Here is a 26,008-nt window from a genome sequence, read left to right as displayed (position 1 = left end):
ATAAGCAAAATTAATTCAAAAAAAGTGTAGTATTTGTGTTAAAATACTACACTTCTTCCAATTCTTTTCTTAGTTTTTGTAAAACTTTTTTCTCAAGTCGCGATACTTGCACTTGTGAAATTCCTAAAATATTTGCCACTTCCATCTGCGTCATATCCTTGAAATATCTCAAAAATATTATTTGTTTTTCTCGTGGTTTAAGTTTATTTATAACCATCTGTAAAGCTAATTTATCGTCTATATCAACTTCTTTTTCCTCTTCACTCACCATTTCAATTAAAAGCTTGTCATCTTCGTCATGAGTTGCGTTGTCATATAATGACTCAGCAGTAGCAGCCGATTCAAAAGCCATAGCAATTTCTTCGGGACTTACATTTAATCTTTCAGCAATTTCATTAATTGTTGGTTCTCTATTTAATTCATTGCTTAAAATCTCTTTAACATAAAAAGCTTTTGTAGAAAGCTCCTTTAAAGAGCGACTCACTTTTATTAATCCATCATCTCTTAGAAATCTCTTAATTTCTCCCATTATTATAGGTACTGCATAGGTAGACAATTTTACATTGTAAGATTCATCAAATTTTTGAATTGCCTTTACAAAACCTATACAACCTATTTGATATAAATCCTCCAATTCATACCCTCTATTAGAAAATTTTTTAACAATACTCCAAATAAGGCCACTATTTTCTAAAATTAATTTTTCCAAGCTTTCTTTATCATTCTTTTGTGCTGCTCTTATCAATTCCAAATTCTCATCACTTTTTTCAAAATTCCCTTCTTTCATAAAGTCACCTCATTTATCAGACCCTATATATTTTGTCATTCGGACAAGAGTTCCCTTTCCTGGAGTTGATTCAACTTCTAATTCATCCATAAAGGTCTGCATGACAGTAAAACCCATTCCTGCTCGCTCTTCTTCTAAGCGAGTAGTAAAAAGAGGTTGCATAGCTTTCTCAATATCTTCAATCCCTTTTCCCTCATCTATGACTTCAATTGTTATTTTGTTACCTGAAATAAAAGCTTTAATAGTAATGATGCCGATTTTATTCTCATATCCGTGAATTATGCAGTTAGTAACTGCTTCTGAAACAGCAGTTTTTATATCTGCAATTTCCTCAATTGTCGGATCTAGTTGAGCAGCAAAAGCTGCAACAACAGTCCTTGCAAAAGACTCATTTTGCGACTTACTTAAAAAATTTAACTCCATCATGTTTGTGTATTCCATGATAATCCCCCTTCTATATTTCCTTTAAGGCTTCTTCAATGTCATTATAACATTTAATTATACGCAACAACCCAGAAACTTCAATAATTTTATGTAATTGCTTATTGGAATTTACTATAGCTACCTTGCCATTATTCTCTTTGACTTTTTTATATCTTCCTATTATAACGCCAATTCCTGAACTATCCATAAAATTTACATTTTTAAAATCAAAAATTAAATTTTTACACGACTTTTTTTCATACTCTTCATCAATAACATTTTTTATGCTCTCCGCCACATGATGATCTAACTCACCTTCAATTTTGGCTATCAAGGTATCCCTTTTTTTTGCAAATTTTACTCCCATTTTATCAACCTCCCCCCTATTATATTCGATATAAATTTTAAAATTCCTCCTTTTTTGTGATATTTTTCTAAAAAATATAAAAAAGCACTAAACGACTGTTTAGTGCTTAAAGTAAATTACTGATATTTTAGCCAACCAATAAAAACTTTATTGAGATTTTCAAAAAAGTTCGCTTTTTCTACTACTTCCTGAGGATATATGTTAAATTTCTTTATAACCTTGCCATCCTGTGTTATTTTTACAGTGCCTATTGGGACCTCTTTGGCCAGAGGAGCTAATACAGCATTCTTTAGCTCCACCTCTGTTTTTATATTTTTACCTTCTCCTTTTTTAATCAGTATATACTCATCATCGCGGCACACAACACTAACAGCCTCTCTTTTCCCTTTTAAAACTTTAACATTGCCAAAACTTTGCCCTTTTGAAGCTACTTTTACGCTTTCATAATTAGCAAATCCATAATCTAATAACTTAGCCGCTTCACTAAACCTCGTCTCAGAATCAGGTGCTCCGAACACCACCGCTATTAGCCTTGTATCTCCCCTTTTAGCTGTTGCTGCCATACAATAAAGTGCTTCCGAAGTAGATCCTGTTTTAATTCCATCTACTCCTTTATAGCGCCATAGTAATTTATTAGTATTTATGAGACTAAATTTCCCATTTCTTAAAGAATCTAATTTATTGGTTAAATATTTAAATATGCTCTCGTGCTTTACTAATTCCCTTGAAATCATTGCAATATCATATACGCTCGTCAAGTGCCCTTCCTCAGGTAATCCAGTTGCATTTTTAAAAGTAGTATTTTTTGCTCCCAATTCTTTAGCCCTTTTATTCATCATTTCAACAAAATTTTCCTCTGTACCCGCAATATACTCAGCTAAAGCAACAGAAGCATCGTTTGCCGAATTCATCGCTATAGCCTTCATTAAATCATCTACTGTCATTTCCTCTCCTACTTCTAAATATATTTGTGTACCTCCCATATCAAAGGCATGTTTACTTGTAACAACTTTATCTGTTATTTTAATTTTACCAGAATCTATTGCTTCAATCGCCAGTAAAAGAGTCATTACTTTGGTAACACTGGCAGGCGGTAAGGGCTTATGGCTATCTTTTTCATAAAGAATCTGTCCCGTATTAGCCTCCATCAAAATAGCAGATTTTGACTTTAAATTTAAAGTATCAGCATATACTGTGCCATTTAAGACAAAAGAAATAGCTAGTATCACACTCACTAATAATGTTAAAAGCCTTTTAAACATAAAATCACCCTCCTCATCACTATTTATTTTGCGCTGGAGGGTGAATATTATACTTTTTATATTTTTAAGCACGAGGGTGAAATTTATTATAAACTTCTTTTATTTTTGATTTTGAAATTAAAGAAAGTAAATTTGTATTTAAATCTGTTTGATAACCTAACATTTCTTGAACAGCTCGAATATCTGCACCATTTTGAAGCATATGCTGCGCAAAAGATTGTCTTAGCGTATTTGGAGTAACAGGAAAGCCAGGATTAATTTTATCAGTGTATTCTCTTATTATTTTCCAACATCCCTGTCTTGTAAGTTTTTCTCCACGCAAATTTAAAAAAAGAGTATTTTCTCCATTTTTTGCTTTTCTTCCTTTTTCAATATAATTTTTTAAAGCTTCAATTGCATGAGAGCCTATAGGAATAACTCTTTCTTTATTAGAACGAATAACTACATAACCATAAGACAAATTCACATCTTCTAATTTTAAAGAAATAACTTCAGAGACTTTAAGTCCTGTAGCATAAAGTAATTCAATAAGAGCCTTATCTCTAAGTCCTTTTTCATCATTCCCAAAGTCTATTGAAAGTAGCATATCTACCTGTTCAACTGTTAAAGCAGTAGGTGGTTTTTTTTCTACTTTCGGGGTATTAATCATGTACGTTGGGTCTTCTTCTATTTTCTTTTTCATAAATAAATAATGATAAAAGGCTTTGAGAGAAGAAACATTTCGCGAAACAGTTGCTTGCGATTTACCTTTTTTCTTTAAATAATAAAGATAATTTAGTATTGTCGATTTTTTGACATTATAATAGTTTATTCCGATTTCTTCAAGATAATTTAAAAATTGTTTTATATCTCTGTTATAAGATTCTAGAGTGTTTTTGGACAGTTTTTTGTTCTTTGTTAAAAAATCCAAAAACTCCCCAACCACATTATTTAACATATTCTTTACCCCTACAATTCTTGAATTTTTATAATAAATCCATTTAATTATAAATATTCAACATAAATCGTCATTTTCCTTCTTTTATGGTGAAAAAATCGGTAAAAGTAATATATAAGGTGAAAGATAAGATTCTATCAAGCAGCCTATTAATATAACTAAAAACCCTGCATATACCATAAAAGTATAAGATACGAATTGTGATACTAATTCTTCTAAATAAAATTTGCGATTTTTCAAAAGATATAAAGAAAAATTAATAGCCGTTACAGATATAAACAAGATTCCTAATAAGATAAAAATATTTTGAGGCAAAATTCCCATCAATACGAGTAGTATCCCTTTTGTTTCAAATTCTTTTATCAAAACTCCAATAGAAAATCCTAAAATAAAACCTCTTATCCCCACAAGCAAAAATATAAAAGGAATCCCTATAATTGTAGCCCCTAAAATCCATAAAGCAAAAACAGTGACAAGATTATTTAAAAGCGACTGTTTAAAAATTTGAGAAGAATTCAAGTCTACAGATTTTGCAATTTGGTAAAATTTTGAAATATACCCTATTATTTGTTCCATCTGTATGTCAGTAATGTTATTAACAGTAAAAGATCCTGCTGCTATTCCTATCATTAAACACATTACAGCTAATACATACAATAAAAAATTATTTTTAATATGCAAATAAAGATTTCCTTTTAAAAACTTCAAGAATATTGCCCCCTATTTTTTATAAAGCTAATTTAAATTTATGATTCAAAAGGGGACAATATTCCTTTTAAGTGATAGTAACTTTGCCATATATTCCTCCTCCTCCCGCTGAAATATCCAATTCCCCTTCTCTTCCTCTCAAAATATTTAATGCATTTGAAGGCCCTATCACTTTTTCTAATTCTTCATAGGGTGCATGATGCAAAGCATACAATTCACTTCCAAAGTAATTCACCAATTTTTCGATAGTCTTTCGTCCAATATTAGGAATAAATTCTAATGGAATTTGATAGACATATAAAGGTCTAAAAAGAGGATGTTTTGTATCATAATCTTTAATTTCCTCTATTCTGTCCTTTACACCTAAAACTATATTTGAACTTCCACATTTTAAGCATTTTTTTACAGGAGGTCCTTCCTTCGCAATATAGCCACAATCCAAGCAAAAAGTTCTGTGGTATTTCCCTAATTTAGGATTTAAGCCATAATTTTTTACAATTTCTCTTCCCTTTTCTCTTTTTATAGCCAACAAAATCTCCTCAAAATTTGCCTCTTTTATATCAAAAACATTAAACTCTCTGCCTATTTTTTCTAAAGAATGGGCATCTGAATTGGAAAGAAAAGTTTTATTTTGTAACTCCTCAATCTGATCAGCCATATCAGAGTCTGCACTAAGGCCCAACTCTACTCCATAAATATATTGATAAAAATCTTTAAAGACATATTTAAGCCTATCAGTAGAACTGCCATAGTAACTTTTAAAGGGAGTGAAAACATGGGCGGGAATCACAACCCCGCTGTATTTTTCTGCGATTTCAACAACCTGTACACTTGTAAGATTTACTCGTTGAGAGCTTAGATTTATATTTTTAATGTATTTAGAAATTTCTTGAGAAAACAAAGAAATACTCTCAATATCTCTAAAATAACATGTTAAATGAGGAGAACCCTTTTCCTCTTTGCCAATTTCTATTTCACTGCCTAAAATCAAAGTAACTTTATTTTTATACCTAAACCCTCCTTCTTCAAGGGAGAATAATATTCCTTCTTGTATATATTCTTTTAGCTCCTCCAAAATAAGCGGAGAAGCACCATCTACAATGCCAACTATGTCAATTCCCTTTAATATACTTTTTTCTAATATATTTAAAACAGTTAAATTTTTTGAGGCCGCAATTTTTACAGGAGCTCCTTTTATACTCCTTGCAACATGAACATGCAAATCTCCGTAAAATTTCATAAACTATTCCTCATTTTTAAATAATATAAAATTCCAATTATCGTTTTAGAATCTTTTATTTGATTTTGTAAAATCATTTCCCACAATTCCTCTGGAGTATATTCATATACTTCTAAAAATTCATCCTCATCAGGTTGAGCAGTGTATTTTTTTAAATCTTTTGCAAAATACAAATACATTTTTTCATTAGAAAAACCGGGAGTAGTATAAAAAGTAATCAACTGCTTTATAAAACCTGCTTCATAACCTGTCTCTTCTAATAACTCTCTTTTAGCACAAATCAAAGGGTCTTCACCCTTTTCTAATTTTCCTGCAGGTATTTCTAATAAAGACTCCTCTGCAGGTTTTCTATACTGTTTGACTAATAAAATCTTTCCTTCTTCATTAACTGCTACTATGGATACACCGCCAGGATGCTCAACTATTTCTCGCGTAGTAACTTTTCCATTAGGCAGTTTTACCTCATCTACTCTTAAATTTATTATTTTCCCTTCAAAAATCTTGTTGGTGTTAACTGTAACTTCTTTTTGTTCCAAAATTCATCTTCCTTTCCGTGTATGATTTTAGCAATAAATACATACTATAGAAATGAGGTGAGAAAAATGATTATAGTTGGAAACACTCTTTATTATGCTGGAAAATTTTCCACACTATTATTTTTATTAAAGGAATTAAATAAAAAATACAAAACTTTAGGAGAAGTAATCAAATCAGTTTCGCACTAATTTAGAAGACACATAAAGGGCTGCAGCTCCACAAGCATTAAAAAAGTCTGGCTCCTTTTCATAACCTCTTCCCATTGTTGACAAGTTAAAGTCAGCTTCTTCTATGTATTTTCTTATAATTTCAGCTTCAATAAATTCTATTTTATATCGCGAAAATACAGGATTTGAATTTATCTGCTCCTTTATTATTTTTTCTTTTTCTTCTTCCATTGTAGGAAAAGTCAAAACACAGGAACTGTTACACAGCTCTAAAACAGTTATAGTATGGTGACTAATCCCTTGATGTCTCTGCCTTTTATCATTAAACCCAATTCTTGGGATAAGTACAGGCTTACCTCCTAATTTATTTGTAGCATCTATTATATGGGCTTGTTCTACCCCTGAAAACCCATATTTGGTGCCTGTGCCTACTATTCCCGGTCCCATCGCTACTATAACAACATCTGTTTTTAACACTTCCTTTGCACCTATCAAAGCAGTATAAATATTTACACACTCATAATCTCCTCCAAAAGCATGTCCAATTGTAACTGTTTTATCTATTATTCCCCTCTTTTTAAGCTCAAAAACTGTATTGCTGAAACTAATAGGCAGACACCCTCCATCTGTCATCACATATGTAATTTTAAGGTCAGGATTTGTACTTTTTAGCGCTAAGGCTACAGGGGCTACCATGCTGTGAAGTTCTCCAACTATTACAGGTAAATCTTCTAAACTTTTAAACTCTTCAAAAGCAGTATGATAAGGACTGTTTTGCTCCTCCATAGTCAATACATTTATCTGAAAAGGCGTATATCTCAATTTCATAATATGCCCATTTCCCACAGCATCGTATTCAGAGTATTTGAGATTTACAATTATAAAGTCATAGCCACCTGTCCCAAGATTTAAAAGGCGAGCAGTTCGGTTTACATAAACTTTATCTCCTACTTCTATTTTCCCAGTTACATCGTCATAATTTAAAGCTAATACCTTTTCTCCCTCTGACTCAACCTCTACAACAGTTATACCTTCTCTTTGTGACACAATTTTACTTACCTTAGCTAAATAAACACTAATCACACTATCTTTCTCCTTTTCTTCCTAACATATCGAGGTAATTTAAAAATTTATTTTTTTCGATTAAAGCAGTTAAAGAATATTTTTCTGCAAAAATATGTAATAAAATTAGCAATGCCAATATTATCAACTTGCCATATAAATCAAAAATAAGAATACTGCTTATTCCCAAAGACATCCCTAAAACATTTGATCCAGTATCCCCCATCATCACATTTGCTTTTAAATCCTCTGGCAAATACACTAAAAGAGTCATAGTCAGCAAGACTAAGAAATGGGGATGAGTTTTCCCGATTATTAGAAAAATTAAAGAAATAACCAAAAAAGTTTTTCCGCATCTTCCTGGTCGTAAGTCTACAAGGTTTAAAAAATTCGTAAAAAGTGCGATTAACAAGGTATTTATTATCAATTCCTCTATATTATTTTTTCCAACATTAAAACTTATAAAAAAAGCAATTAAAACTCCTGATAAAGCCTTTAAACTGCCTGTAGTAGGCTTTCCTTTTAAAAGCATAGTTATATGCCCTTTTAGCCCTCTTACACTTCTGTCTCCTAATACATCATCTATAAAACCGACAAAAGAAATCAGTGATAAGCTCAATAAAATTATGTCTTGATATTCTATTCTAACTCCAAATAAATTGAGAAGTACAATTGACACAAATAAAGCAGGAACAAATACAATACCACCACAAACAGGTATCATAACTTTTTTATAGTTTTCCTTCAAACACAAAGGCTTGTTAATAATGCTATAAAAAAGCTTCTTTGTTATAACTGTCATTATTAAAGGAATTAATATTTTAGCCCAAAACACTATCTCACCTGCTATTCTTTAATATTCTTTGAAAATAACTTATACACTAATACTTTTAGTATATCCCAAAACTGCTTCCCTCTGTGCAGGAAGCCTTTCAAGTCCCTACCTGTAACAGAGTGAGTCATATTTACTTCTACTTCTTTTATTTTATACCCTTTTTTTAATATATCTATTGTCATACCAACTTCTATTCCAAAACCTTTATAAAAAGCTTTTAAACTCTCTAAAACTTCTTTTTTAAAAGCCCTTTGACCTGATAAGACAGATTCAATTTCATATCCTGTAAAGTATTTTACTCCTTTTCTGGCTAAAGTTTTAACAAAGCCAAATCCAGCTTTTACATTTGTCTTTGGAAATTTAGCAATTGTAACATCTGCTTCTCCATCAAGAACAGGTAATATAAGTTTTTTGACTTCTCGTGACGAAAGGCCTACATCTGCGTCTAAAAAAACTATAACATCATTTTTTACATATTTTAAACCTTCTTTTAAAGCTGTTCCTTTGCCAACATTTCTCTTCATATTGACTATTTTAGCCCCTGCTTTTCTTGCCTTTTCAGCAGTATTGTCAGTTGAGCCATCATTTATTACGATGACTTCATCAACTTCTTCAACATCTTTTAATCCTTTTATGGTATCAATTATTCTTTCTTCTTCATTGTAAGCAGGTATCAGCACACTAACTTTTTTCTTCATCTATCTACCCTCACTTTTTAGAATTAGCAGCGGAATTATGAGTAGAATTGTCAGCCTTCATAAAAGAATCTGGCATTAAGCTCATTGCACTTTGCTTAATTCCATAATTGCCTTCTTTACCCTCCATTACCATTATAAGTGACGTCTGCCCTATTATATCCTCCACATTATCTATTGTGGAAATATGTTGTTTTTTATACACATCAATATACGAATATTTAGTATCACTTTGTTCAACACCTATAATAGGAACATTAAGTAGTTTCACTTGTTTTATAATAGGAATATCTATAGAAGCTATATTATTATCTTTATTATTACTTCCTCCAGCTATAATTACAAAATCTGTATTACCTGGAATCCCTGTAAAATCTATATAACCATTCGTCTTTAAATAATCAATAAGGTCGACATCCTGACCTGTTACAATTGCATTAGCTAATTTTGAAGCTACAAATTCATTCAAATGCTTTTCGTCTACTGTAACTCCATATTTATTAGAAAGGAAGTCTATTAAATTTTGCACTTCCAATTCATCGCCAGTATCAAAACTGTCTTTTATAACAGTAATCGACTCAATAGTAGCTCCTGCCTTTAAAAGAGCATTTCTCATGCCAGAATATATAAACTCATTTGTAGTTTCAATAATCGCTACCTTAACTCCACTTAACTTATCAGCTACTAACTCAGGAAAAATAATTTGATGATATTGATTGTAATACCCTATCTGTTTATTTAACTCTTGAACAGTGTTTTTTAAATTATTATTTTCTGTTTGTAAATCCTTAAACTTTTGTTCTAACTCGTTTATAATTGAAGTTTGTTGCTCTGAAAAAACTTTTTGTCCATCTAACATAAAACCTATAAAAATGCCAATTCCTAAAGCAATAAAAATAGAAGCAATTGTTAAAACATAGTATTTAATATTTATATTCATAAAAATCCTCCTCAAAATCCGATTAAAAGGCGAATTCTAAGTTGTAATAGCTTCAATAACTGCTGCATAGGTGGAGAAAAATACGCTATTACTCCAAGAGGAATCAATGCTGCTAGTATAATGCTAAATATATAAGAAATTTTGAAAGTTTCCCTGTACAGTTTATTTACTCCTTTAGCATCGATTAATTTTTCTCCTACTTTTAATCGCACTAAAAAAGTGCTGGACATTCCTTTTCTTCCTTTTTCCAGAAAATCAATCATGCTGGAATGGGTCCCTACAGCAACAATTAAGTCAGCACCTTTTTCAAAAGCCAAAAGCATAGCTATATCTTCACTTGTACCTGGGGCCTTAAAAATTTCTGCTTTAAGACCTAATGCTGTTACTCTTTCCAAGCCAGGTGCTCTTCCGTCGGGATAGGCATGAACTACGATTTCCCGAGCCTTTTTTAAAGCCTCATCACTTACACTGTCCATATCTCCAATGACTATGTCAGGAATAAGACCAAACTCTAAAAGAGCATCTGCCCCTCCATCTACTCCTATTAAAATAGGTTTTACATCGTTGATATACTGTTTTATTGTAAATAAATCTTCTTTGTAATCCTTTCCTCTAACGACTACAAGAGCATGTCTATTTTTAAAACGAGTTTTAATATTGGGTAATTCAACTCCCCCTAGAATAAAATATTTTTCTTTTTTTGCATATTCCAATGTATTTTCAATAAATTTATCTAATTCAACACCTATGTTTTCGCGGCTTTCTTGCAATTTATAGTTTATAACGTCTTTTGTAAGAAGTTTCCCTCTTTTTATAAACACACCGTCTTTATATATTTCATTATCTATTATAGTTATTTTGTCATTTTCTTTCAATAAAACAAAAATTTCTTTTCCTACATCGTCAATAATTGGAATTCCCGCCTCACACAAGATAGAAGGTCCCATGTTAGGATATCTGCCACTTATAGACTTATCAGCATTTATGACTGCCAAAACTTTTTTTTCAACTAAGGATTCAGCAGCCACTTCATCTATATCTCTATGATCAATTATAGCTATTTCTCCAGGATTTAGTCTTTTCACTAAATTTTTAGTTCTTTTATCCATTTTAATTGTCCCTGTTATTTGCATACAAGCTTCCTCCATAAAGTAACATCGCTTATTATTATAGCATAAAAAATTTTTACATGAAATAAAAAAGTCATTTTATTCAGTTACATAAAAATCCTTCCACTTGTTGAATCCTCAACAAATAGAAGGATTTTGGGCTCTACTTTTATGTTTATCATATTTTTAAATGGGAGGTTAAAAAAGAGAAAGCAGGTATCTGCCCCTTTTACCCTGCTTTCATCCCCAACCTCAATTTATCAGCAATAAGCGCAATGAATTCAGAATTTGTCGGTTTACCTTTTTCGTCATTTATAGTATATCCAAAAAGTTCATTTAAAACCTCTGTTTTGCCCCTGCTCCAAGCAACTTCTATTGCATGCCTTATAGCTCTTTCTACTCTGCTAGGAGTAGTATTGTACTTTTCAGCAATTTTAGGATATAACATTTTAGTTACAGAATTTAAATATTCCATATTGCTAATAACAAGAGAAATAGCATCTCTTAGATACATATAGCCTTTTATATGAGCTGGTACTCCTACCTCATGAATAATTTCTGTAATCATTGCTTCAAGGTCATAATTTTTCTTCGCTTTTACCACAGGAAAAACAGTCTTTGATACTACATTTAATTCTGGTTCCATAAGCTCAGAAATCCTTTTTGACAACATAGCTAAATCAAAAGGTTTTAAAATATAATAATCTGCTCCTAATGCAATAGCCCGTTGAGTTATTTTTTCTTGGCCTACTGCAGATAAAACTAAAATTTTAGGCTTTTTTAATTGTTCTTCATTTATCTTTTCCAAAACACCAATGCCATCTAAATAGGGCATTATAATATCTAAAATTAACAAATCTGGCGATTGATTTTTAATGAGTTCAATCGCTTGGTTGCCATCATTGGCAACACCTACCACTTCAATATTTTCTTGAGTAGATAAATACTCAGCTAAAATAGTAGCAAACTCTTTGTTATCATCTGCTATTCCTACTCTAATCTTCTTAACCAATTATTTAACCTCCCATTGCTAATATTAGTATATAATATTTATTCTACATAATATTTGAATTTCCTTCTTTTTCCCTTAAAAATTTTTAGTTATTTGTAAAAACCTGCTTATTATTAAGCAGCGTATTCATTTCATTAATCATCCATTCTGCATAAACAGCATATCCTTTTGTAGGGTCATTCACAAAAACATGAGTAACTGCTCCTACCAGTTTTCCATCTTGTATAATAGGACTACCACTCATACCCTGTATTATGCCTCCAGTCTTTTTTAATAAATTCTTGTCAACAATTTTAATTATCATACTTTTAGGGCTAGGAGTTTCTTGATACACTTTTTTGATAATTTCAATATCAAATTGCTGTATACCTGTATTATCAATGGTAGCCAATATTTTAGCTGGCCCTTCTTTTATTTGGCTTTGATATGCTATAGGAATTTCTCCATACAAATCGTTCTTAAAGTCTTCATACATATTCCCGTAAATTCCAAATTCAGTGTTTTTTAATATATTACCTATTGTATCAACTTCTTCTAAAAAAATCCCTTTTAATTCCCCGGGTTTACTTCTTCTTCCATGGTCAATAGAAGTAATTCGAGAATTCATAATTTCTCCATTTTCTACTGATAACATGTGACCAGTATCTATATCAGTTATAGCATGACCTAAAGCTCCATACATCTTACTAGCAGGATAATAAAAGGTTAAAGTACCTATACCAGCAGTGTGGTCTCTCACCCAAAGACCTATTCTGTATTGTTTATCCTCTTTTGACTTTATAGGATAAATAGTAGTATAAAAAATATTATTTTTTCTGTTTATTTTTAATTTTAAAGCTTTCCCTTGTAATTCATTTGCAATGTTAGTGATATCTTCTGCTTGCTTTATTTCTATGCCGTTGACTTCTAATATTATATCTCCTATCTGTATTTTTCCTTGCTTATAAGGACTATAAATTTTACCGTCCTCACCCATTATATCTGAATAGCCTACTACTAATGCTCCCTTGGTATTTAAATTAACCCCTATCGCTTGGCCGCCCGGTACTACTTTTATGGTCGGAACGATGTCAACACTGATATGCTTTATAGGAAATATTCCAAAGAGCTTAAAATCCAAATTTACTGTGCCAGTGTTTACTGCTTCTATAGTAATAGGTTCTTTCAAATTTAAAACATTTTTATCTTCTGTATCATTAATTTTTAAAAAACCTTTTTTATCAGCTTGAAAACTTACTTTTATTGGTATATTAAAGTTATAATTAACTTTTTCTCCTTGAAAAAATTTAAAACTTGAGGGAGTTTTCGCTATATCTTGTATAGGAGTAAAATAATTTGCAAATACTAAAAAAAAGCTTAAGAATATAAAAAGTAACAATTTTACTGTATTTTTTGTCATCTTCTCACTTCCTTTTTTGCAGCTTATTTAATCTAAAATTAACTTAACCTTTTTTAAAGCTTTATATACTGTCAATATATTATCCGATAGTAAAAGGAAGTGAGATTAAACTAAAATATTAAATTTTGCTTTTAAATTGAGATGCAATATCTAATAATTCTTTTGAATGTTCTAAAGTAGTCTGAGTAACACGCGATCCTCCCATAATACGAGCTAATTCATTTATTTTGCCTTGATAGTCAAGTTTTTCCATATTTATATAAGTTCTTTCATTTTTTGTAATTTTGGAAATTCGATAATGTGTATCTGCCATAGAGGCAATTTGAGGTAGGTGAGTAACACAAATCAATTGATGTTTTTTAGAAAGATATGCCATTTTTTCAGCTACTAATTGGGCAGTTTTCCCGCTTATTCCTGTATCAACTTCGTCGAAAATCAAAGTGGAAATTCCATCTGCGGAAGCGAGAATAGTTTTTAACGCCAGCATAATTCTCGAAAGCTCACCACCAGAAGCAATTTTAGATAAAGGCTTCAAAGGTTCTCCTCTATTTGTAGAAATTAAAAATTCAATTTTATCAAATCCTGTTTCAGTAGGTTCTTCCATTTTTTCTATATTCACTTTAAAATAAGCATTTGGCATATTAAGTTCAACTAAAATTTGATTTATATTTTTTTCTATATTATCTGCTATTTGCTTCCTTTTGAGATGTAATGCTTCACCAACTTCTAAAATTTTTTCCCATAACTTTTGCTGCTTAAGCTTCAATTCTTGTTGCTTTTCTTCAAAATTTAATATATTCTCTAATTCTCTTTTTTTATTTTCTTTAAATTCTAAAATATGCTGTATTGTAGGTCCATATTTTCTTTTCAAGGAATTTATTTGATCTAATCGTATTTCTATTTCCTCTAAACTTTGCTGATTAAAATCTAAGCCATTCAAGTAATCCCGTACCTGTAAGGCACAATCCTCTAATTCATAGAGAATATTCTCCAGCTTATCTTTTAAGTTTTTTAGCTTTTCATCTATAGAAAGGGCTGTTTCTAAATTTTTTATTACAACATGTAAATTATCTAAAACAGAAAAGCCTCCACTACCTTCATACAAAATTTTGTAACTAGAATTCATAGCGGTAAATAATTTTTCGAAATTCATAAGCAAATTTCTTTTTTCTAACAACTGTGTTTCCTCTTCTACACTCAAATTCGCCTTTTCAATCTCTTCAATTTGATACTTCAAAAGGTCAATTATTTCATTCTTTTCTTTTTCATCTTTAAAAAAACTTGAAATCTCTTTTTGTATCTTTCTATATTCTTCTAACACCTCCTTAAATCTTTCTTTTAAACTTTTAAACTTTTGGTCACCAAAATTATCTAAAATAGAAAGATGTTTTGTATTGTCTAAAAGAAACTGATGCTCATGTTGACCTAAAATATCTACCAAGAAAGCACCTATTTTACTCAAAAAAGAAAGAGGCACTATTCTGCCATTTATCCTACAATAACTTCTTCCACTGCTTGTAATTTCTCTATTTATTATCAAAGTATCATCCTCTTCTAAATTCAAACCTACTTCTTCTAAAATTTCTACAATTTTATCCTTGTTGGAATCCACAAAAAATATTCCTTCTACGATAGCTTTTTCTTCACCAGTACGTATTATATCTCTACTGGCTCGACTACCTAAAAGCAGCAAAACCGAATCAATAACTATAGATTTCCCTGCCCCTGTCTCTCCAGTTAATACATTGAATCCTTCTTCGAATTGTAATTCTACCTTGTCAATGAGTGCAACGTTTTGGATGCTAAGTGCTAAAAGCATAACAAAACCCCCAGAAATCACTTGACTAACTTTTTGAATTTTTCCAACAATTCTTGAAGAGCTTCTTCATTTCTCACTAAAACAAAAATGGTATTATCTCCCGCTAATGTGCCTACTATATTCTTCCAATTTAATGTGTCAATGGCCTCTGCTGCTGCAGGAGCTGTGCCTGATAACGTTTTTATGACTATGATATTTCCGGCATAATCAACGCTCACTATAGACTCAGACAATAAAGTCATTAGTCTATCTGTAATATGGCTATCTACTTTTCCCATCGGGGCGTATTTATATCTTTTTCCATCCTCTGTTAAAACTTTTATCAGTCTCAATTCTTTTATATCTCTTGACACAGTCGCTTGAGTCACATCAATACCTTGTTTTTGAAGTTCAGCTGCTAACTCTTCCTGTGTTTCAATTTCTTTTTCAGAGATTATTTCAAGAATTTTAGCGTGTCGAGCTATTTTCATCATATTAGTCTTCACCTCTTTTTACTTTTTATCTTTCTGTAAGTTTGTCCCTCAACAAGTCAAAAAAATTGGTATTTTTTACTCTTATGAGATTGGTATATTCATTGCTCTTTTTAATGTAAATTATGTCTCTATAATCAAGTTTATATCCCTGTTGCCCATCTGTTGTTATCATTAAATCTTGATTTTCTTCGCTTATTTCCAACCTAATTACATCATCTGGTGAAACTATTATAGACCTCGAATATAAAGTATGAGGACAGATAGGTGTTATTATTATAACTTCTACTGTAGGATATACAATAGGTCCTCCTGCTGAAAGTGAATAAGCAGTTGAACCAGTAGGAGTTGCAATTATTACTCCATCTGCTAAATAAGTATCTACATAATTATTATTGACATAGGCATTTATACGAGCCATTCTTGAAAAAGCTCCTCTTGTAATGACAATGTCATTCAAAGCTCTAAAATTAATAATCTCCATATCATTTTTAACTACATTTGCCTCTAGCATCATCCTTTTTTCTACTGTATATTCTCCTTTATATATTTTATCTAAAGAAACAAACACCTCATTCATATCTACTTCTGTAAGAAATCCAAGATGACCTAAATTCACAGCAAAAATAGGCGTCCCAAAAGGTGCACAAAGCCTTGCAACATTTAAAATAGTACCATCTCCACCTAAAGCAATTATGAAATCAGATTTACTATATATATCTGTGGATTTTTTACCATATTCATCATAACCCATTTTAGAGGCAACTATTTCATTAAGATATGGTTCAGAATCATGTTCCAATAGCCATTTTACTACAGATTTTGTCACTTCTAAGTCTTTATCTTTATTAATATTTGGAATTACACCGACTTTTTTCATTATAATATCACCACATTTATCATATTCTACAAAAAAACAAATTTTCCTGCTACAAATTTTTAAATGCCTCTTTTACAATTTTCGTAATGTCAAAATTGTGTTGCTTTTCAATTCCCTTTTTGCCGTAAATTAAATACTCTATATTGCCTTCTGCCCCTTTTATAGGAGAATAGGTAATACCTATTATACCGTAGTTAAACTTTTGAAACAAAGTCACAATTTTTTCAATCACTTCCCTATGAACAGCCGGGTCTCTCACCACGCCTTTTTTACCTACTTTCTCTCTTCCTGCTTCAAATTGAGGTTTTATTAAAGCTATCAAATCTCCCTCTGGTTTTAAAAATTTATCTGCAGAAGGTATAACAAGTTCAAGTGAAATAAAAGAAACGTCTATTGTCACCATGTCCACTGTTTCAGGCAATGTTTCTAAAAATCTTATATTAGTTTTTTCCATGTTTATGACCCGAGGGTCATTTCTTAAACTCCAATCCAATTGCCCGTATCCTACATCTACAGCATATACTTTTATAACACCATGTTTTAAAAGGCAATCAGTAAAACCTCCTGTAGAAGCTCCAATATCTAACGCAATCTTGCCAGTCACATTAATATTAAAAGTTTCTATTGCTTTTTGTAACTTTAGCCCACCCCTACTTACATAAGGTAAAGAATTAATTTTTATTTCAATTGAAGAATCTATGTTGACAAACTCTCCAGCTTTTTCAATTTTCTTGCCATCAACATATACTTCTCCTGCCATAATAGAAGCTTTTGCTTTTTCTCTTGAGGAGAAAAAACCTTTTTGAACAAGCAAAACATCCAATCTTTCTTTTTTTGAAGCCATATTTACCTCATTTCCTTATATTTTTGTAGTATAGTATTTGCGATAGACTCAGCATCTAAATTGTATTTTTTAAACAAGTTTTCCACATCTCCGTGTTCAATAAATTTATCGGGAAACCCCAAACGCAAAACTGGCTTATAAATTCCGTTAGAATTTAAAAGTTCTAATATAGCGCTTCCAACGCCACCAGCTATGACATTGTCTTCTACTGTAACAATAAATTTGACTTTGTTTGAGATATCCAAAATTAGCTCTTCATCTAAAGGTTTAACAAATCTCAAATTGACAATAAAGGGTTGCAAATCAGAAACTTTTAAAATTTCCTTTGCTTCTAACACCTTTCCTACCATTCTTCCTAATGCAAAAATTGCTATTTCTTTTCCTTCAGTAACTAACTCTGCCTTTCCAAACTCTATACTGCATTCTCTTGTAATATCGAATTCTCCTGCTTTTCCTCTTGGATACCTTATGGCAACAGGGAACTCAAGATTTCTTGATAATTTAACCATTTCAACTAATTCATTTGCGTCTTTTGGAGACATAATCGTTATATTAGGAATTGGCCTTAAATAAGACAAATCAAAAACTCCTTGATGGGTTTCTCCATCCTCTCCTACAATTCCTGCTCTATCAATTGCAAAAACAACAGGTAATTTTTGTATACATACATCGTGTATAAGCTGGTCATAAGCTCTTTGTAAAAAGGTAGAATACACTGCAAAATAAGGTTTGTATCCTTGTACTGCCATTCCTGCTGCAAAGGTAGTAGCATGCTGCTCTGCTATTCCTACATCAAAAAATCTTTCAGGAATCAATTTTGCAAAATGAATAAGCCCTGTTCCCTCTGGCATGGCAGCAGTTATTGCAACAATTTTGTCATCTTGCAAGGCCATTTCAGTAAGAGTCTTCCCAAATACATCAGAATAAGTCGCCTGCCCCTCATTTACAAACTTACCTGTTTGTATGTCAAAAGGAGCTGCAGAATGAAATTTATCAGGAAATTTTTCTGCAAATTTGTAACCTTTGCCTTTTTTTGTGATAACATGTACTAAAATAGGTCCTTTTATTTTCTTCGCTCTTTCTAAAACCTCTATAAGGCTACCAACGTCATGTCCGTCAATAGGTCCTAAATATGTAAAACCCATCTCTTCAAAAAACATTCCTGGCACTACTAACTGTTTTACAGAATCTTTTATCCTTTCGATATATTTATGAAGGCTTTTCCCTATTGGAGGTACAATATTGAGTAAATTATCAACCTCTTGTTTTAATTTATTATAAGTAGGGTCAGTTCTAAGTTTACTTAAATACAAAGATAAACTACCTACGTTTTCCGAAATAGACATCTCATTGTGATTTAGCACGACAATCAAATCTGTTTTAGACCTTCCTGCATTATTTAATGCTTCAAAAGCCATGCCACCAGTTAAAGCTCCATCCCCAATTACCGCTACAACAGAATATTTCTCGCCCTTTAAATCTCTTGCCTTGGCAATGCCCAATGCTGCAGATATAGAGGTACTACTGTGTCCTGCTCCAAATATATCATGCACACTTTCCGTTCTTTTAGTATAACCAGAAAGGCCATTGAATTTCCTCAAAGTATCAAACTGGTCTTTCCTACCTGTAAGCATTTTATGTACATAACACTGATGTCCTACATCCCAGATTATTTTGTCAACTGGCGAATTAAAAACATAATGAAGTGCAATTGTAAGTTCAACGATTCCAAGGTTTGATGCTAAATGCCCACCTGTTTTAGACACTTTTTCTATTAAAAACTGGCGTATTTCTTCACAAATCAGCGGAAAGTCCTTTTTGTCTAATTTTTTCAAGTCATAAGGGCTATCAATTTGTTCCAGCATTTAAATACCCTCACTTTCTTTTCTTCCTTTTATTATTCTTATTATTATTCTTATAATCTGGCAAAATCTTTATACCCGTGTTTTTTTCTATCCAAGCAAAAATTACAGCAACTGTATAAACAATAGACTGGCTTTTAGCTATACCTATATTTTTACCAATAGCTTTTCCTCCAATTGTAATGGCAGATAATAAACCTCCTAAAATCGCAGTATAAATAGAACCTTTGGGTCCCTCAAAAGCTAATTTTACAATTATTGCCATCAGAGCAGCACCAGAAACAATTCCAGAAATATCTCCTACTACGTCATTGCAAAAATTAGCCACAATATTAGCATTTCTAAGAAGTTTTATGGCTTCCTTTGCTCCAAATACTTTTTTAGCCGCCATTGCATGAAAAGGTTCTTCTCTGCCTGAAATTACTGCTGTACCTATTATATCAAAAATTATACCAATTAACACTATAAAACCAAGAATACAAAAGGCTACAAGGAGATTGCTCTCTTTTAATGCAACATCAGAAAAAAAATTTAATATAGTGGCAAGAAAAAAGGTTATAATAGTTATATGTAAAATCCACTTATAATTCGTATTTATGTTTTTATTTTTCATAATAAAAAAAAGACCTCCTACATGTATAAAGGCAAAGTGGTAGCATATTGGGTAAACTTTGCGGCTTAGGTCCAGTAGGATTTCCCAAGCGTGCACTGAACGTCGCCGTTCAGCGGTTCCCCTTTAAGCCCGCTTTTACCTTGTCGCCAAAGGTAAGACTGGACTACCACTTAGTCCGCACCGTAATCCCCAATATGCCGCCCGGCAAGGCGCAGCCTAGGAGTTTTCCTCAACAGAGGGACTAACCCCTATCCTCTTTTGCAATTCGGGTTTCATCAGCAATAGCCAGTAATTCAAGAGCTCTTTGAATTATGGCTTACAACTGATATCCACCCGAATCACTCAAGGCAGGCTACACTGTCCGCAGCTTTATGGCCGCGAGACAGGTTCATCCTACCCCGTAGCCTGTAAAAGCCACGCAAGTAGGTCTCCGCGGAGGAAGGGTCAACGCCCACATGCCATTGTGGATCGCCCCCCCTCCTTAACTCCCAGCACCAGCCCCCAACTGGGCGTTGAAAGCCAGCACCAGGAACTTCATCGATGTGCCCTTGACGGATTTTTAGGCCCGTCTTCGGGATTAGCGCCTCTGACTAGGATACTGCACCACTTTGCCTTTCTTTTCAAGGTATATTAATTATAACATAATAAAAATGACAATATCAAACCTCTACAAAGTCTGTAGAAGGTTGCTACAGTCATTTAACTGTCAAAAAACTCATTTCTTTCAAAAAGCATTGTCAATACTCCCTTAAGCTTTAGTTTACTCTTTCAATCAAATAATTGGAAAGCTCTTTTAAAAACTCTGCTTTTTCTCCAAACCTATCTAAAATCTTTATAGCATTCTGTGTAAGCTCTACAACCATCTCTTGAGATTTTTCTAATCCAAAAATATTGACAAAAGTAAACTTGCCTTTTTCTTTATCACTACCTACTTTTTTACCCAATTTTTCCTCTTCTCCTATTACATCCAATATATCATCTTTTATTTGAAAAGCAAAACCTATTAAGCGTGCATATTCCCTTAAGGCATGAATCTCTTCTTCTGTAGCACCAGCGATGTAAGCTCCTGCGCAAACAGAGGCTTCTATCAAAGCTCCTGTCTTGTGTTCATGCATAAATTTTAATTCTTCATAAGTAAGCTCCGTATTCTGGGATAGTATATCTACAACTTGCCCACCAATAATTCCTTTACATCCTGAGGCTGTCGCAATCTCATTGGTAGCTTTCAATATTCTTTCATAATCTTCCGGATGTTCTAAAGCATGTCTTACTAACACTTCATACCCTAAATTTAAAAGCCCATCGCCAGCTAAAATTGCTATAGCTTCCCCATAAACTTTGTGATTCGTGGGCTTTCCTCTTCTTAAATCATCATTATCCATTGCTGGAAGGTCATCGTGAATCAGAGAATAAGTATGAATAAGTTCAATCGCACAAGCTACAGGAAGAGCTTTTTTTATATCTCCTCCTAAAAGCTCACAAGAAGAAAGGCATAAAACTGGTCTTAACCTTTTCCCTCCCGCAAACACACTATATCTCATTGCTTCATAAATTATCTCTGGTTTTTCATCTATATCAAGTATTCTGTGTAGTTCTTTCTCAACAAGCTGTTGTTTTTCTCTTAACTTTTCTTTAAACATCCTTTTCCTCCTCTTTAAAATCAATTTCTTCATTTTCGTTGATGAGAAGGGTTATCTTTCCTTCAACCTCACTTAACCTTTTTTCTAATCTCTTAGAAATTTCAACACCTTCTTTAAACAAGTTAAAAGACTCTTCCAACCTTAAATTTCCTTTTTCTAGTGTATTTACAATTTCTTCTAATCTCATCATTTCTTCTTCAAAAGTCAATTCCTCATTCATTCTCTTTCACCTCTTGTACAATCGCTTTAGCTTTGCCATCTTTAAATAAAATTTTTATTTCATCATAAGGTTTTATATCTTTCACAGAAGAAATAACTTTTTCTTGCTTATCTAAAACAATTGTATAACCTCTTGTAAGTACTTTTAAAGGACTTAAAGAATTCAACTTTTCTGCTAAAATTAAAAAATCATTTCTTTTATGTTGGTATATAGAAAGCATTTCATTGTATAAAGAGGCTGTTAAATTTTCAACTTTATGCCTTAAAATTTCACTTTTCTTAGTGGGGCTATTAAGATACAAAGCCCTTTTAAGCCCTTCAAATTCTTTTTTCTTGCGATTTAATTCAGCAGTCATCAATGTTAATAATTTCGTTTTTAATAAAAACAATTCCCTTTGGTAAACTTTTATGTCTGGTACTACAATTTCAGCAGCTGCAGAAGGGGTAGGAGCTCTCAAATCCGCCACAAAATCAGAAATAGTAAAGTCTGTCTCATGGCCTACAGCAGAAACAACTGGTATGCGAGATGCATAAATACATCTTGCCACTTTTTCTTCATTGAAAGGCCAAATTTCTTCTAATGAACCTCCACCCCTTGCTAAAATAATTACATCAATGTCTTCCCTTTTGTTCAAAATTCGAAGAGCATTACATATTTCATCGGCGGCTGAGCTTCCTTGCACCAAAACAGGAACCACTAAAATGTCTACTGTTGGATTTCTCCTTCTCGAAATTGTTATTATATCTCGTATTACAGCCCCTGTTGGAGAAGTCACCACAGCAATTTTTTTAGGATGTTTAGGGATAGGTTTCTTTTTATCAGAATCAAAAAGTCCTTCTTTTTGCAGTTTCTCTTTAAGTTTATTAAAAGCAAAGTATAAAGCTCCAATTCCATCCGACTGTATACTTTGAGCGTACAGTTGATAAGTTCCATTTCTTTCATATACAGATATTCTACCTGTCACAATCACTGACATACCATCTTGCAAAGTAAAATTTAAAAGCTTTCCATATTCATTAAACATCACACATTTTAAAGAGGCTATTTCATCTTTCAAAGTAAAATATATTCCTGTGCTATGATATTTCAAATTAGAAATTTCTCCTTTAACCCGCACATTTCTCAAAATTATATCATTATCCATCATTTTTTTGATATAGTCTGTAATTTCTCTGACTTCAAGCGCCTTTAACTGCATATTTAAAAGCCTCCAGGGTATTTTTAAGTATCATAGCTGTCGTCACAGGTCCAACTCCTCCTGGAACTGGTGTTACGTAAGAACACAGGTCTTTTACACTTTCAAAGTCTGCATCTCCATATATATTATCTTGGTAAACGTTTATACCCGCATCTATAAGTATTGCTCCCTCCTTAACCATATCTCCCTTGACCAAATTCATCTTACCAGCCGCTAACACTAAAATATCCGCTTGTCTAGTATAATAAGCCAAGTCTTTTGTTTTTGAATGGCACACAGTAACCGTACAATTTTTGTCTAATAAAAGCTTAGCTACAGGTTTTCCTAAGATATTACTTCTTCCTATTACAACAGCATGTTTTCCCTCAAATTGAGTATTAATACATTCCAGTATATGTAAAATTGCTTTAGGAGTACAAGGTACAAAAAGTGGTTTCCCTGCAAAAAGCCTTCCCATATTATAATTAGATATGCAATCAACGTCTTTATAAGGGTTTATAGTATCGTAGACCAACTCAGCATTAAAGTTTTTAGGAAGGGGCATTTCTATCATTATGCCGTGAGTATTTTTATCTTCATTTAAAAACTTTAAGGTGTCAAAAAATTTTGACTCTTCACTTTCTGAAAAATAATAGATTTTAGCTTCAATCCCCACATTTTCACAGGCTTTAACTTTAGAGTTTGCGTAAACCTTTGAAGACTCATCATCTCCCGCCATCAATATCGCTAATTTGGGCTTGTAGCCAAACTTCTTTATCTCTCTTTTTACCTCTTCTCTTATCTTTTTAGAAATCTCCTTACCATCAATTATCATTTGATTCACCTTCCTCCAATCCTTCATCCCTTACAAATGCTCCCAACAAACCGTTTATAAAAGCAGGAGAATCTTCTGTGCTGTATTTTTTGGCTATTTCTACTGCTTCGTTTATAGAAATATTTACAGGAATATTCCCGTATTGCATCTCATAAATGCTGCACCTTAAAATAGCCAAATCTATTTTTGGCATGCGGTTAAGAGCCCAATTTTGAGAGTATCTTTCTATTTCCTTATCAATTTCTTCTAAATGTTCAATAGCCCCTATTACGGTATTTTCTATATACTCTTTTTGCTCGCCTGGGTCCTTTTCTTTATAAAAATTTTCAAGTATTTTGCTTATAGGTAACCTTGAAACGTCGTATTGATAAAGCATTTTTACAACCCATTCCCTGGCTTCTGTTCTGTTCATTGTCCCAACTCCTTGAATTTTACCTCTTACATATATTGTACCATAACTCTACTTAAACTAACCCTCTGTCTAACAGAGGGTTAGTTTAAGTAGATGTTTTAATTTTCCTCTTCTTTAACTTGTTGCTCTTGCTTTTTATTTTCCTTATCCATATTTACCCCTTGAACGTGAATATTAACTTCAACAACTTTTAATCCTGTCATATTTTCTACAGCATTTTTAACATTTTCTTGTACATTCCAAGCTACTTCAGGAATTCTAACACCATAATCCACAATTAAATACAAATCTATTGATACTTCTTTTTCTCCTACTTCTACCTTTACGCCCTTACCTAGATTCTTTCTTCCTAACATTTCAGAAATGCCGTTTACAACTCCCCCACTCATTCCAGCTACTCCAGGTACTTCCGTTGCCGCCAAGCCTGCGATTACACTAACTACTTCTTCAGAGATTTTAATAGTTCCTAGCTCTTGATTTTCATTTGCATTTAAATTTTCTTCCATTGATTCTTTCACCCCCTTAAAAAGCAAAAATTTTTAGAGAAAATAAATATTTGTCAAATAAATTATATCATAATTGTAGATACAAAAACAATTAAGTTTTCTTATTCCAGTCTCGTCATAATTTTTATATTATCTAATGAAACTCCTGTTTGTCTGGAGACAATATCTACAATTTGTGCCACTTCTTCTTCTGACAGTTTATCTGTCTGTACAATTACATTTACTATACCATTATCTATCATCACAACTGCATCTTGAAACCCTTTAGCTTTTATCAAATTTTCTATTATCATCTCTTGATTTGTTATTTCTGTAAGTTTTATTATTTGCCTTTGAGCTTCGTCTCTTGTCGCTTCACTGGTATTTTTATTTTCTACTATTTCTTTTAAAGCATCAATACTTCTACTTCTATTTATTTCCCTTTCTTCCCTATAAGTGGTAAATATTCCAGTGAAAACTTTATCTTTTTCTGTACTAGTTTCCTTTGCAGAAGAAGTACTTGTTTGAATAACTTGCGAATTCTGACTGTACCCATTTTTAGCAGCTTCTTCTTTTTTATTGGTATACCCATAGTTTAAAACAAAAGCAATAGCAATTAGCAAGACAAGAGATATAATCGCCACAAGCTTTTTTCCCATATAGACCATAAAAACTCCTCCCCACTCTTATTTTGAAGATATTACCTTTACTTTATAGGCAGGAATCCCTAAAGCAGTTTGAACTGCCGAAGAAAGTTCGTATCTTAATCTTGGATCTTTTGCTCCATCAGCAACCACAATCACTCCCCTTATTTCTGGCATTATTCTTTTTAATACAATAGGAGCATCTTGCCCAGAGGTATCTTGAGAGGTTACTACTTTGTTGTTTGATTCTGTTTGAATGGTTTCTCGTATTCCTCCACTACTATCTTTTTCATTTGTAGTAGTACTGGATTCTACTACATCCATTGCCGCTACTACCTCTTCATCTGAATTTAGTGTTATGAGGACCTCAACATTTCCCACCCCTTCAATTTTTGACAATATATTTTTTAAATCCTTTTCTAATTTTTGAGCATAATCTTCACTACTACTTTCTTTTTGAGCTAATACCAATTCTTTGTTATCGTTGTTATTTGAAGGGCGAGGTTTTGAAAGAGCACTCGCACCTATTAACAAAATTAAACCTATTAAAAAGATAACAGTCAAATTCTCAACCAACTTTTTATTATCTTTTAAAAGTTTATCTTTAAGTTTATCAAAATCCACTCA

The 26,008-nt window shown here is 32.3% G+C and carries 30 protein-coding genes; 1 reads left to right on the top strand and 29 read right to left on the bottom strand.

Annotation, left to right across the window (positions count from 1 at the left end):
* Nucleotides 1-46: 46 nt before the first annotated feature.
* From sigF to THEBR_RS05670, 8 genes are all read right to left on the bottom strand, one after another.
* Complete coding sequence (gene sigF / locus THEBR_RS05705) at nt 47-787, bottom strand: RNA polymerase sporulation sigma factor SigF (RefSeq protein WP_003868001.1); 741 nt, start codon at nt 785-787, stop codon at nt 47-49.
* Between the two features lie 9 nt (nt 788-796).
* Nucleotides 797-1,228 (bottom strand): anti-sigma F factor, encoded by a 432-nt coding sequence (spoIIAB, locus tag THEBR_RS05700; protein WP_003868002.1) that lies wholly within the window; start codon nt 1,226-1,228, stop codon nt 797-799.
* Nucleotides 1,229-1,241: 13 nt separating this feature from the next.
* Nucleotides 1,242-1,577, bottom strand: coding sequence for an anti-sigma F factor antagonist (gene spoIIAA / locus THEBR_RS05695; RefSeq protein WP_003868003.1), 336 nt, complete (start codon nt 1,575-1,577; stop codon nt 1,242-1,244).
* Nucleotides 1,578-1,693: 116 nt separating this feature from the next.
* Nucleotides 1,694-2,839, bottom strand: coding sequence for a D-alanyl-D-alanine carboxypeptidase family protein (locus THEBR_RS05690; RefSeq protein WP_012269326.1), 1,146 nt, complete (start codon nt 2,837-2,839; stop codon nt 1,694-1,696).
* A gap of 64 nt (nt 2,840-2,903) precedes the next feature.
* Entirely contained in the window at nt 2,904-3,776 is an 873-nt protein-coding gene (locus tag THEBR_RS05685) for a site-specific tyrosine recombinase (protein WP_012269325.1), read from the bottom strand.
* 84 nt (nt 3,777-3,860) lie between these two features.
* Nucleotides 3,861-4,484: a stage II sporulation protein M gene (spoIIM, locus tag THEBR_RS05680; protein ID WP_012269324.1), complete on the bottom strand. Its 624-nt coding sequence runs from the start codon at nt 4,482-4,484 to the stop codon at nt 3,861-3,863.
* Nucleotides 4,485-4,551: 67 nt separating this feature from the next.
* A complete protein-coding gene (locus THEBR_RS05675; protein ID WP_012269323.1) occupies nt 4,552-5,724 on the bottom strand; it encodes an endonuclease Q family protein in 1,173 nt (390 codons plus the stop codon).
* Nucleotides 5,721-6,260, bottom strand: coding sequence for an NUDIX hydrolase (locus tag THEBR_RS05670; RefSeq protein ID WP_003868009.1), 540 nt, complete (start codon nt 6,258-6,260; stop codon nt 5,721-5,723). The genes THEBR_RS05675 and THEBR_RS05670 overlap by 4 nt, the downstream gene beginning before the upstream one ends.
* A 66-nt stretch (nt 6,261-6,326) precedes the next feature.
* Between THEBR_RS05670 and THEBR_RS12625 the strand changes: the two genes are divergently transcribed.
* Complete coding sequence (locus THEBR_RS12625; RefSeq protein WP_003871243.1) at nt 6,327-6,449, top strand: hypothetical protein; 123 nt, start codon at nt 6,327-6,329, stop codon at nt 6,447-6,449.
* On the opposite strand, the gene THEBR_RS05665 is transcribed toward THEBR_RS12625, so the two are convergent.
* From THEBR_RS05665 to spoIIIAG, 21 genes are all read right to left on the bottom strand, one after another.
* Nucleotides 6,435-7,511: a DUF3866 family protein gene (locus THEBR_RS05665; RefSeq protein ID WP_012269322.1), complete on the bottom strand. Its 1,077-nt coding sequence runs from the start codon at nt 7,509-7,511 to the stop codon at nt 6,435-6,437. The genes THEBR_RS12625 and THEBR_RS05665 overlap by 15 nt on opposite strands.
* Nucleotide 7,512: 1 nt before the next feature.
* Nucleotides 7,513-8,325, bottom strand: coding sequence for an MraY family glycosyltransferase (locus THEBR_RS05660; protein ID WP_003868012.1), 813 nt, complete (start codon nt 8,323-8,325; stop codon nt 7,513-7,515).
* A gap of 11 nt (nt 8,326-8,336) precedes the next feature.
* The gene (locus THEBR_RS05655; RefSeq protein WP_003868013.1) at nt 8,337-9,023 is read right to left on the bottom strand and encodes a glycosyltransferase family 2 protein; all 687 of its coding nucleotides are present in this window, start codon (nt 9,021-9,023) and stop codon (nt 8,337-8,339) included.
* 10 nt (nt 9,024-9,033) lie between these two features.
* Complete coding sequence (locus THEBR_RS05650) at nt 9,034-9,960, bottom strand: copper transporter (protein WP_003868014.1); 927 nt, start codon at nt 9,958-9,960, stop codon at nt 9,034-9,036.
* Nucleotides 9,961-9,971: 11 nt separating this feature from the next.
* Entirely contained in the window at nt 9,972-11,093 is a 1,122-nt protein-coding gene (steA, locus tag THEBR_RS05645; RefSeq protein WP_013570808.1) for a putative cytokinetic ring protein SteA, read from the bottom strand.
* A 205-nt stretch (nt 11,094-11,298) separates the two neighbouring features.
* Nucleotides 11,299-12,081: a sporulation transcription factor Spo0A gene (spo0A, locus tag THEBR_RS05640; RefSeq protein ID WP_003868016.1), complete on the bottom strand. Its 783-nt coding sequence runs from the start codon at nt 12,079-12,081 to the stop codon at nt 11,299-11,301.
* A gap of 85 nt (nt 12,082-12,166) precedes the next feature.
* On the bottom strand, nt 12,167-13,480 hold the full coding sequence (gene spoIVB / locus THEBR_RS05635; protein ID WP_012269320.1) for a SpoIVB peptidase: 1,314 nt from the start codon (nt 13,478-13,480) through the stop codon (nt 12,167-12,169).
* Nucleotides 13,481-13,598: 118 nt separating this feature from the next.
* Complete coding sequence (recN, locus tag THEBR_RS05630; protein ID WP_003868018.1) at nt 13,599-15,299, bottom strand: DNA repair protein RecN; 1,701 nt, start codon at nt 15,297-15,299, stop codon at nt 13,599-13,601.
* Nucleotides 15,300-15,316: 17 nt separating this feature from the next.
* Nucleotides 15,317-15,772, bottom strand: a complete 456-nt coding sequence (locus THEBR_RS05625; protein ID WP_012269319.1) for an arginine repressor — start codon at nt 15,770-15,772, stop codon at nt 15,317-15,319.
* Between the two features lie 25 nt (nt 15,773-15,797).
* A complete protein-coding gene (locus tag THEBR_RS05620; RefSeq protein ID WP_003868020.1) occupies nt 15,798-16,649 on the bottom strand; it encodes an NAD(+)/NADH kinase in 852 nt (283 codons plus the stop codon).
* A gap of 49 nt (nt 16,650-16,698) precedes the next feature.
* Complete coding sequence (locus THEBR_RS05615) at nt 16,699-17,493, bottom strand: TlyA family RNA methyltransferase (protein WP_012269318.1); 795 nt, start codon at nt 17,491-17,493, stop codon at nt 16,699-16,701.
* Nucleotides 17,494-17,495: 2 nt separating this feature from the next.
* Nucleotides 17,496-19,358: a 1-deoxy-D-xylulose-5-phosphate synthase gene (dxs, locus tag THEBR_RS05610; RefSeq protein WP_012269317.1), complete on the bottom strand. Its 1,863-nt coding sequence runs from the start codon at nt 19,356-19,358 to the stop codon at nt 17,496-17,498.
* Nucleotides 19,359-19,368: 10 nt separating this feature from the next.
* On the bottom strand, nt 19,369-19,968 hold the full coding sequence (locus THEBR_RS05605) for a hypothetical protein (protein WP_012269316.1): 600 nt from the start codon (nt 19,966-19,968) through the stop codon (nt 19,369-19,371).
* A 755-nt stretch (nt 19,969-20,723) separates the two neighbouring features.
* Complete coding sequence (locus THEBR_RS05600; protein ID WP_003869843.1) at nt 20,724-21,608, bottom strand: polyprenyl synthetase family protein; 885 nt, start codon at nt 21,606-21,608, stop codon at nt 20,724-20,726.
* Nucleotides 21,601-21,828, bottom strand: coding sequence for an exodeoxyribonuclease VII small subunit (xseB, locus tag THEBR_RS05595; RefSeq protein ID WP_003869842.1), 228 nt, complete (start codon nt 21,826-21,828; stop codon nt 21,601-21,603). Before xseB ends, THEBR_RS05600 begins: the two co-directional genes overlap by 8 nt.
* Complete coding sequence (xseA, locus tag THEBR_RS05590) at nt 21,821-23,026, bottom strand: exodeoxyribonuclease VII large subunit (protein ID WP_012269315.1); 1,206 nt, start codon at nt 23,024-23,026, stop codon at nt 21,821-21,823. Before xseA ends, xseB begins: the two co-directional genes overlap by 8 nt.
* Complete coding sequence (locus tag THEBR_RS05585; protein ID WP_013570807.1) at nt 23,007-23,840, bottom strand: bifunctional 5,10-methylenetetrahydrofolate dehydrogenase/5,10-methenyltetrahydrofolate cyclohydrolase; 834 nt, start codon at nt 23,838-23,840, stop codon at nt 23,007-23,009. Before THEBR_RS05585 ends, xseA begins: the two co-directional genes overlap by 20 nt.
* Nucleotides 23,830-24,252, bottom strand: coding sequence for a transcription antitermination factor NusB (gene nusB / locus THEBR_RS05580; protein WP_003868781.1), 423 nt, complete (start codon nt 24,250-24,252; stop codon nt 23,830-23,832). The genes THEBR_RS05585 and nusB overlap by 11 nt, the downstream gene beginning before the upstream one ends.
* 98 nt (nt 24,253-24,350) lie before the next feature.
* Nucleotides 24,351-24,758 carry an Asp23/Gls24 family envelope stress response protein gene (locus tag THEBR_RS05575; RefSeq protein WP_012269313.1) on the bottom strand — a complete coding sequence of 136 codons (408 nt, stop codon included), beginning with the start codon at nt 24,756-24,758 and terminating at the stop codon, nt 24,351-24,353.
* A 101-nt stretch (nt 24,759-24,859) separates the two neighbouring features.
* Nucleotides 24,860-25,405: a SpoIIIAH-like family protein gene (locus tag THEBR_RS05570; RefSeq protein WP_012269312.1), complete on the bottom strand. Its 546-nt coding sequence runs from the start codon at nt 25,403-25,405 to the stop codon at nt 24,860-24,862.
* Nucleotides 25,406-25,423: 18 nt separating this feature from the next.
* Nucleotides 25,424-26,005 (bottom strand): stage III sporulation protein AG, encoded by a 582-nt coding sequence (spoIIIAG, locus tag THEBR_RS05565; RefSeq protein WP_012269311.1) that lies wholly within the window; start codon nt 26,003-26,005, stop codon nt 25,424-25,426.
* Nucleotides 26,006-26,008: the final 3 nt, after the last annotated feature.

Origin of the sequence: Thermoanaerobacter brockii subsp. finnii Ako-1 (assembly GCF_000175295.2) — a bacterium.
Lineage (GTDB): Bacteria > Bacillota > Thermoanaerobacteria > Thermoanaerobacterales > Thermoanaerobacteraceae > Thermoanaerobacter > Thermoanaerobacter pseudethanolicus.
The sequence above is the reverse complement of the archived record's forward strand: the minus strand, read 5'-3'. Positions and strand labels throughout refer to the sequence as shown.